This is a genomic window from Rhizobium ecuadorense (assembly GCF_001187535.1).
GTDB lineage: Bacteria > Pseudomonadota > Alphaproteobacteria > Rhizobiales > Rhizobiaceae > Rhizobium > Rhizobium ecuadorense.
On record NZ_LFIO01000153.1, the window covers coordinates 1 to 221 of the forward strand.

Genomic DNA, 221 nt, shown 5'->3' on the forward strand with positions numbered 1-221 from the left:
TCCAAGACCAGTGAAAGCATTTCCTGAGTAGCGTCGTCGTCCTGCACGACATTGGCGGGCGAAATGACACCCTGCTGGTCTTTGATGTTGAGACTGCCTCGCGTCAGCGTGATGCGCATGCCGAGGCGAGCTGCCTCCTCGGCCTCGACATCCATCGCGTCTTCGAGGCCGGCGGCGTAGAGATAGTGGTGGTCGGAGGTGGTGGTGCAGCCGGAAAGCAG

At 61.1% G+C, this 221-nt stretch carries 1 pseudogene; it reads right to left on the bottom strand.

The annotated features are described in order from the left end of the window. Nucleotides 1-221, bottom strand: a pseudogene (locus AF337_RS04360) (hypothetical protein); the annotation flags it as partial.